The 8,567-nt window shown below is 66.1% G+C and carries 9 protein-coding genes; all 9 read right to left on the bottom strand.

The window, feature by feature from the left end; all coding sequences use genetic code 11:
* Positions 1–65: 65 nt before the first annotated feature.
* Positions 66–977, bottom strand: a complete 912-nt coding sequence (cysM, locus tag AC6LKG_RS17640) for a cysteine synthase CysM (protein ID WP_498166315.1) — start codon at positions 975–977, stop codon at positions 66–68.
* Between the two features lie 132 nt (positions 978–1,109).
* Complete coding sequence (locus tag AC6LKG_RS17635) at positions 1,110–1,598, bottom strand: ComEA family DNA-binding protein (protein WP_498166314.1); 489 nt, start codon at positions 1,596–1,598, stop codon at positions 1,110–1,112.
* 199 nt (positions 1,599–1,797) lie between these two features.
* Entirely contained in the window at positions 1,798–2,787 is a 990-nt protein-coding gene (rfaD, locus tag AC6LKG_RS17630; protein WP_498166312.1) for an ADP-glyceromanno-heptose 6-epimerase, read from the bottom strand.
* Entirely contained in the window at positions 2,784–3,725 is a 942-nt protein-coding gene (gene rfaE1 / locus AC6LKG_RS17625; RefSeq protein ID WP_498166310.1) for a D-glycero-beta-D-manno-heptose-7-phosphate kinase, read from the bottom strand. The genes rfaD and rfaE1 overlap by 4 nt, the downstream gene beginning before the upstream one ends.
* Positions 3,722–4,939 (bottom strand): lipopolysaccharide assembly protein LapB, encoded by a 1,218-nt coding sequence (gene lapB, locus AC6LKG_RS17620; RefSeq protein WP_498166309.1) that lies wholly within the window; start codon positions 4,937–4,939, stop codon positions 3,722–3,724. Before lapB ends, rfaE1 begins: the two co-directional genes overlap by 4 nt.
* Positions 4,940–4,999: 60 nt before the next feature.
* Positions 5,000–5,314 (bottom strand): LapA family protein, encoded by a 315-nt coding sequence (locus AC6LKG_RS17615; protein ID WP_498166307.1) that lies wholly within the window; start codon positions 5,312–5,314, stop codon positions 5,000–5,002.
* Positions 5,315–5,507: 193 nt separating this feature from the next.
* Positions 5,508–5,867, bottom strand: coding sequence for an integration host factor subunit beta (locus tag AC6LKG_RS17610; protein ID WP_006388263.1), 360 nt, complete (start codon positions 5,865–5,867; stop codon positions 5,508–5,510).
* A gap of 3 nt (positions 5,868–5,870) precedes the next feature.
* Positions 5,871–7,583, bottom strand: coding sequence for a 30S ribosomal protein S1 (rpsA, locus tag AC6LKG_RS17605; protein WP_026382780.1), 1,713 nt, complete (start codon positions 7,581–7,583; stop codon positions 5,871–5,873).
* A gap of 273 nt (positions 7,584–7,856) precedes the next feature.
* Positions 7,857–8,546 carry a (d)CMP kinase gene (gene cmk, locus AC6LKG_RS17600; protein WP_498166306.1) on the bottom strand — a complete coding sequence of 230 codons (690 nt, stop codon included), beginning with the start codon at positions 8,544–8,546 and terminating at the stop codon, positions 7,857–7,859.
* Between the last annotated feature and the right edge of the window lie 21 nt (positions 8,547–8,567).

Below are 8,567 nucleotides of genomic sequence, written 5' to 3'. Positions count from 1 at the left end.
CCCCCCGCCCCGGATGATATCCCGGGCGGGGGGCGTTTTTCATGAACCCTGGTCCGCGCGAAGCGTCAGTTGTTGAAGACGCCCGTGGACAGGTAACGGTCGCCACGATCGCAGACGATGAAGACGATGGTTGCGTCGTTGACGCGCTCGGCCACACGCAGCGCCGCGACCAGGGCGCCGGCGGACGAGATGCCGCCGAAAATGCCTTCCTCCGCGGCCAGGCGGCGCGCCATGGCTTCTGCATCGGCCTGCTCGATCGATTCGTAGGCATCCACGCGACTGCGGTCGAAGATCTTGGGCAGATAGGCTTCGGGCCACTTGCGGATGCCGGGGATCGACGAGCCCTCGGCGGGCTGCGCCCCCACCACCTGCACCGCGGGATTGCGCGACTTCAGGTAGGTCGACACGCCCATGATGGTACCGGTGGTGCCCATGGCGCTGACGAAGTGCGTGACGCGCCCTTCGGTCTGGTTCCAGATTTCCGGGCCGGTACCCTCGACATGGGCGCGCGGATTGTCCGGATTGGCGAACTGGTCCAGCACCACGCCCCGACCATCCGCCTGCATTTCGGTCGCCAGGTCGCGGGCATATTCCATGCCCCCCTTGTCAGCCGGCGTCAGGATCAATTCGGCTCCATAGGCTGTCATGGCCGCGCGCCGCTCCACGGAGAGGTTGTCCGGCATGATCAGGATCATGCGGTAGCCGCGCATGGCCGCCGCCATGGCCAGCGCAATGCCGGTGTTGCCACTGGTCGCCTCGATCAGCGTATCGCCCGGCTTGATGTCGCCGCGCTCCTCGGCATGCCTGATCATGGAAAGCGCCGGTCGGTCCTTGACCGAGCCGGCGGGATTGTTGCCTTCCAGCTTGGCCAGGATGACATTGCCCCGCGCCGCGCCAGCGGCTCCGGGAATGCGCTGCAGGCGCACCAGCGGCGTATTGCCGACGGTCTGCTCGATAGTGGGATAGGTAGTAGTCATGCCGCCGATCATAACCCCGCCCGGCGCCGGGCGCCGCCAAAAGCCGCGCTCGCGCCAGGGGCTCAGCAGACGCCCCCGGCCGCCGGGACGCCTGCCTCCCCCCAGCGCAACGCCCGGCGCGCGGGAGGGAAATCAAGGCCTGGACCGGACCGCCGCCTTGCCCGCCTGCCCCGCGGCGCCCTTGCCCGCCGCGATACCCGCAGCCTCCACGCCTTTGGCGGGTGCAGTGGACCGGGCCGTAGCCGGCTTCGCCGACGCTGCGGCGCCCGCGCCCACCGTCAGGCCCGCGGCCCCAAGGGCTTCGGCCTTCTTCGGACTGATGCCGCGCACCCGCTCGGCCAGATCCTCCAGCGACTCGAACCGGCCGGCGCGCTCTCGTTCGCTGACGATGGTCTGAGCCGTGCGCGGCCCGATGCCGCGGATGCCTTCGAGTTGCTGCGCGGTGGCAGCGTTCAGGTCGATGGCTTGCGCCGGCGCATGCGCGACGCCGGCCACCAGCAAGGCCAGGCCCAGCGCCTGCCGCAACCCGGCTGGGCCGCGCCCGGCGACCGCGGCGCGTGAACGGCGCCAAGGCAGTGCCGGCAGGCGGCGGGCGACAGTGGAATGCAGGAAGGGATTCATGATTGGATCTCCGGAAGAAAAGCGGCGCAACGGCTGTCGCGCCACCTCCTGATCATGGCCCGCCCGGCCCCGCCGGCGGACCTGCTGTGAATGGTTTCATCCACCCCGGCAATCACGAACACGAAAAAATGCCGCCTGGCACGGCGGCATCTCATGCACGACCCGGACGGCTGCCCGCAAAGGGCGGGCAGCCTGCCGCCTACTTGCGGGCGCGCCAGTAGCGCACGTATTCGGACACGCCGGTCTGCACGTCGCGCATGGGCGCGGAAAAACCCGTCGCGCGCAGGCGGCTGACGTCGGCCTGTGTGTAGCTCTGGTAGCGACCCTTCAGGTCATCCGGGAACGGGATGTAGCGGATCAGGTCCAGCTCGGCCAGTTGCGCCAGCGTCAATGGGGCTTCGCCGCGCTCGGCGCGCAGCGTGTTGACCACCGCCGCCGCCACGTCGTTGAACGGCTGCGCGCGGCCGGTGCCGCAATTGAAGATGCCCGACTGTTCCGGATGGTCGAGAAAGTGCAGGTTGACGGCCACCACGTCTTCGACCGAGATGAAGTCGCGGCTCTGGCCGCCGTCCACATAGCCATCCCAGCCTGCGAACAGGCGCACATGGCCGTGTTCCAGGAACTGGTTCATGTTGTGGAAGGCCACCGAGGCCATGCGGCCCTTGTGCTGCTCGTGCGGACCATAGACATTGAAGTAGCGCAGGCCCACCACCTGCGCGGTGAGGCTGTCCATGCGCTGGCGCAGCACCTGGTCGAACAGCAGCTTGGAATAGCCGTAGACGTTCAGCGGGCCTTCGTTGGCCGGGTCTTCCACGTACACCGACGAACCGCCATAGACCGCGGCCGACGAGGCATACAGGAACGGGATACGGCGCGCCTGGCAGAACTCGAACAGTTCCAGCGTGACGCGGTAGTTGTTGTCAAGCATGTAGCGGCCATTGCGCTCGGTGGTGTCCGAGCAGGCGCCCTGGTGCAGCACGGCGCGGATTTCCGGCAGGCTGCCATCGGCGACACGGCGGCGGAAGTCGTCCTTATCCATGTAGTCGGCGATCCTGCAATCGACCAGGTTGACGAACTTGTCTCCTTCGGTCAGGTCATCGACCGCGATGATGTCCTCGATGCCACGGCGGTTGAGGCCCCGCACCAGGTTGCTGCCAATGAAGCCCGCGGCTCCGGTAACGATGATCATGAGAGTTCTCCTGCGAGTTCGGCGGCGGTCACTACGGAGGTGCCCAGCTTGCCCACGGCGATGCCGCCGGCGCGGTTGGCCCAACCCATGGCATCCTTCCAGGGCAGGTCGATGGCGCGCGAGACGGCCAGCGTCGCCAATACGGTGTCGCCGGCACCGGACACGTCGAACACTTCGTGCGCCTGCGCATCGATGTGTTCGCGGCCCGTGTCGGTAAACAAGGTCATGCCCTGCTCGGAACGCGTCACCAGCAAGGCTTCCAGATCCAGGTCGGCGCGCAGGCGCTGCGCGCGATCGGTCAATTCGGATTCGGAATTCCACCGGCCCACCGCCTGCTGCATTTCGGAACGATTGGGGGTGACCAGCGTGGCGCCGCGGTAACGGGTGTAGTCGTCGCCCTTGGGATCGACCAGCACCGGGATGCCGGCGCGGCGGGCCTGCGCGATCAGCCCTTCGACCCGGGTCAGCACGCCCTTGGCATAATCCGACAGCACCACGATGTCATGGTTGGCCAGGTGGCGCGCCAGGGCGGCATCGATGCTGTCGAGCGCCTCCTGCGCCGGATGCTGCTCGAAGTCGACGCGCAGCAGTTGCTGCTGGCGGCCCAGCACGCGCATCTTGAGCGTGGTGTGCAGGCTGCGGTCGGTGATCAGGTCTGCATGGATGCCGGCCTCGGCGGACAGGCGGCGCACACTGTCACCGGCCTCATCCTCGCCCAGCACACCCACCAGGGTGACATGCCCGCCCAGCGCGGCGACGTTGCGAGCCACGTTGGCGGCGCCTCCCAGGCGATCCTCGCGCCGCGCGACACGCACCACCGGCACCGGCGCTTCAGGAGAGATACGCTCCACCTCGCCGAACCAATAGCGGTCCAGCATGACATCGCCCACCACGAGCACGCGGCTATGCGAGATGGGTTCGACGGGAAATTGGCTCATTCAAGTTCTTCCAGACGGCGCGGCGCATAGGTCTCCCAGGCATTGCAGCCCGGGCACTGCCAATAGAAGCGGCGCGCTTGAAAACCGCAACTCCGGCACGCGTAGCGGTCCAGTCGTTGCGTATGCTTGTGAATCAGGCTGCGCAGCAGCGTGAGGTCGGCGCCGGGCACCGGGCCATGTTCGGTGGCGCCTTCGGCGTTGGCCAGCTCGGCCTCCAGCAGGCGATCCAGGCCCAGCAACGATGGATGATTGCGCAAGGCGCCCCGGGCGAACGCCCAGGCCGGCGCCGCCCCCTGCTGCACGCGCAGTTCGCGGAACACCACGTTGAACAAGTCGAGCGAGGCGTGGCGCGTGTACTGGCGCTGCAACAGTTCCAGCCCGGCCTCGGCCTGGCCGGCGGCGCGGTAATTGGCCAGCAGTTGCTCGGCCACCAGGCCGGCATACTCGGGGGCGTCGGTCATGACCGACTCCAGGTACAAGCGCTCGCGTTTGGGGTCTTGCTCCAGCAGCGCCAGGCGCGCGCGCAGCATTGCGGCGCGCACCATGGCCCCCTTGCCCGCCATGCCGGCATCGGTGGTGGCCAGGGCATGATCGGCGGCATCCAGGGCGGCATGGGCCGCATCGGCGTTGGGCGGCTTGGCCGATAGCGCCGTCGCGGCCTGTTCGCAGTAGTAGTGCACGATCTGCGGCACCGGCTCGTCGACCAGGCCATGCAGGGTCTTGACGGCCTCGATGGCACGCGGCCAGTCGTGCTCGGATTCGTAGATGCGGATCAGCGAGCGCAGCGCCGGCAAGGCGTAGCGGGTGTCCTTGAGCTGCTCGAAGCCGCTTTCGGCGCGATCGAGCATGCCTGCCTTGAGGAAGTCCTGCGCCAGTTCATGCTGCGCGTGCTCGCGCTCGGCGACGGGCAGGTCGGAACGGTTCAGCAGGCTCTGGTGCACCCGGATGGCGCGTTCCATTTCGCCACGGCGGCGGAACAGGCTGCCGAGCGCGAAGTGCAGTTCGGTGGTCTCGGGGTCGAGCTTGGCCACTTCCACGAAGGCGTCGATGGCGCGGTCGGGCTGCTCGTTGAGCAGGAAGTTCAGGCCCCGGAAATAGGAATCGGGCAGGCTGCGGGTTTCCCGCAGCATCTGCCGGATGTCGAAACGCGCGGCCAGCCAGCCGAGCGCGAACAACACCGGCACGAAAATCAACCACCAAGGTTCAAAATCCACTGTGCGGACTCTTGCGTAGATTCAATACGGAAAAAACGGCGGCGGGACGGCGCAACGCCGTCACAGCGGCGACATCGGCGCGACGGCTTCCGGCGGCACGGCGGGCGTGGTGCCGGCAACGGCGGCCTGCACGCGGTCGAGTTCGCGGCGCAGCCGGATGGCCTCGCGGCGGCGGCGCATGGCGGCGGGCACGGTCAGCAGCAGGCCGAACAGGGCGCCAGCCACGAACACCACCAGCATGACGACGATCAGCGGCACGTCCTGCACCACGTAATCGGCATAGAACTTCACGGCGACGGGATCGGTGTTCTTCAACGCGAACATCAACACCGCCACGAACACGAGCAATCGCAGGGCCCAGACAAGGTAGCGCATGACGCATGCTCCTAAGAATTCGAGAGGGACAATTGTAAGCGACCTCCCCACGTCGTGTATCGACCTTCTAAGACCCGCCTTCGATGGCCCCCCACGTCTATTGGCGTGGACGCCCAAAAACAAAGCCCCTTGATTGCTCAAGGGGCGTTGCTCGCGGTCCGATCCGCCCGAAGGCGGCTTGCTGGCCGTGCCATCAATGCATGGCGTGCAAGCCTGCCATGGACGGCATCGGTTCGCTCGATCCAGAGGATTGAGCGTCCTCGTCGTTGCCGCCGACCAAGTCGACCCGCTCGCGCAATTCCTTGCCCGCCTTGAAGTGCGGCACCTGTTTGCCAGGCACCAGCACCTGTTCGCCGGATTTCGGATTGCGACCGATGCGGGGAGACCGCTGCGACAGCGAGAAGCTGCCAAAACCGCGGATTTCGATGCGCTGGCCCGAGGCCAGGGCCTGGGTCATCGCATCGAGCACGGTCTTGACCGCGTAATCGGTGTCGCGGGCGGCCAGCTGAGGATAGCGGGCCGCCAAGGCGGCGATCAGCTCCGACTTGGTCACGAATTAACCGTCGTTGCGCTGTTGGTCCAGCTTGGCCTTCAGCAGCGCGCCGAGGTTGGTGGTGCCGGACGAAGCGCTGGCGTCGGACATGCGCTGGATCGTTTCGGCGGTTTCGGCATTGTCGCGGGCCTTGATCGACAGCTGGATCGAACGCGTCTTGCGGTCGATGTTGACGATCATGGCTTCGATGTTCTCGCCGGCGGTCAGCACGGTGGTGGCATCTTCGACGCGGCCCGAGGAGATCTCGGAAGCGCGCAGGTAGCCTTCGACGTCCACGGACAGCGTCACGACGGCGCCCTTGGCTTCGACCGACTTGATGGTGCCCGGAACCACGGCGCCCTTGTCGAACGTGGCAACGAAGTTGTTGAAGGGATCGCCTTCCAGCTGCTTGATGCCCAGCGAGATGCGTTCCTTGTCGGTATCGATGCCCAGAACCACGGCTTCGATCTCGTCGCCCTTCTTGAAGTTGCGCACGGCTTCTTCGCCGGTTTCCGTCCACGACAGGTCGGACAGGTGAACCAGGCCATCGATGCCGCCGGGCAGGCCGACGAACACGCCGAAGTCGGTGATCGACTTGATGGCGCCGCGGACCTTGTCACCACGCTTGAAGTTGGTGGCGAACTCTTCCCACGGGTTCTGGCGGCACTGCTTCATGCCCAGCGAGATGCGACGACGGTCTTCGTCGATTTCCAGGACCATGACTTCGACTTCTTCGCCCAGGGTCACGACCTTGCGCGGATCGACGTTCTTGTTGGTCCAGTCCATTTCGGAGACGTGCACCAGGCCTTCGATGCCGGCTTCGACTTCAACGAACGCGCCGTAGTCGGTCAGGTTGGTGACCTTGCCGAACAGGCGGGTGCCTTGCGGGTAGCGGCGAGCCAGGCCCACCCACGGATCTTCGCCCAACTGCTTGACGCCCAGCGAGACGCGGCTCTTTTCCTGGTCGAACTTGAGGACCTTGGCTTCGACTTCCTGACCCACTTGCAGGACTTCGGACGGGTGACGCACACGGCGCCAGGCCATGTCGGTGATGTGCAGCAGGCCGTCGATGCCGCCCAGGTCCACGAACGCGCCGTAGTCGGTGATGTTCTTGACCACGCCCTTGACCACCGCACCTTCGTGCAGGGTTTCGAGCAGCTTCTGGCGCTCTTCGCCCATGCTGGCTTCCAGCACCTGGCGACGCGACAGCACGACGTTGTTGCGCTTGCGGTCGAGCTTGATGACCTTGAATTCGAGGGTCTTGCCTTCGTACGGGGTGGTGTCCTTGACCGGACGCAGGTCCACCAGCGAACCCGGCAGGAAGGCGCGGATGCCGTTGGTCATGACGGTCAGGCCGCCCTTCACCTTGCCGGTGATGGTGCCGGTGACCAGCTCGCCGTTTTCCAGGGCCTTTTCCAGTTGCAGCCAGGCCGACAGGCGCTTGGCGCGGTCACGCGACAGGATGGTGTCGCCGTAGCCGTTTTCCAGGGAATCGATGGCCACCGAGACGAAATCGCCGGGTTGCACTTCGAGCTCGCCCTGGTCATTCAGGAACTCTTCCAGGGGGATCAGCGCTTCGGACTTCAGGCCGGCGTTGACGACGACGAAGTTGTGGTCGACGCGCACGACTTCGGCGCTGATGACCTCGCCGGACTTCATGTCCTGGCTCTTGAGGCTCTGGGCGAAAAGGTCGGCGAAGCTTTCGCCGCCGGTGGCGGTAGTGGAAACGGAAGACATGGGGTTGAAATCCATTGGGCCGAAATGGCCGTTAAAAACACACCGCAGCGGATTGCCCGCCACAGTGGAGTCAAAATACCTGCCTGCCGGTTTGCCCTTGCGGGGTGTCCCGTGGGGGTGTCGCCTGGCCAGGACAGGGCCGATAAAAAAGACTGGCGGGTGCCCGCGCCGTAAGCCTCATGCGTTTCATGAGCATCGATTCATGCGCATCGATTCATGTGCTTGATACGCCGCACTCGATACGACACACTCGATACACCACGCTTGATACGCTCAATGCGTCGGGCGGGCCTGCCAGAGATCCAGTATTGCCTGCACGGTTTCCGCAATCGTCAGGTTCGACGAATCCAGCACGTGTGCATCCGTTGCGGGGGCCAGGGGCGCCGTGGCGCGCTGCGTATCGCGGGCATCCCGCTCGCGCATGTCCCGCAAAAGGTCGTCTAGATTAGCAGAAATTCCCTTTTCGATCAACTGCTTACGCCGCCTCTCGGCGCGCGCGACGACATCGGCCACCAGGAACACCTTCAGGGACGCATCCGGGAACACTACCGTACCCATGTCGCGGCCGTCCGCCACCAGCCCGGGAGGCAGGCGGAAAGCGCGCTGGCGCTCGAGCAGCGCCTGCCGCACACCGGGAAAAGCGGCCACGCGGGAAGCGAAATTTCCGACTTCCTCGCGCCGGATCTCGTGGCCGACATCAGCGCCTTCCAGATAGACATGGGGGCCGTCGAAACGCACGTCCAGCGTCTCGGCCACGCGGGCCACGGCGGGCTCGTCGACCGCGTCGACGCCGCGGTTGATCGCCGCCAGGGCGGTCAGCCGGTAGAGCGCGCCGCTGTCCAGCACCGCCCAGCCCAGCGCCTTGGCGACGCGATGGGCGACGGTGCCCTTGCCCGAGGCGGTCGGGCCGTCGATGGTGATGACGGGAGCAGCGGAAGTCACGGTCGGATCAGTCGAAGTCATGTAGGGAAAATGGGCCGGAGC

This window comes from Achromobacter sp. 46006, assembly GCF_059761975.1.
This window is presented reverse-complemented; position numbering and strand designations above follow the sequence as displayed.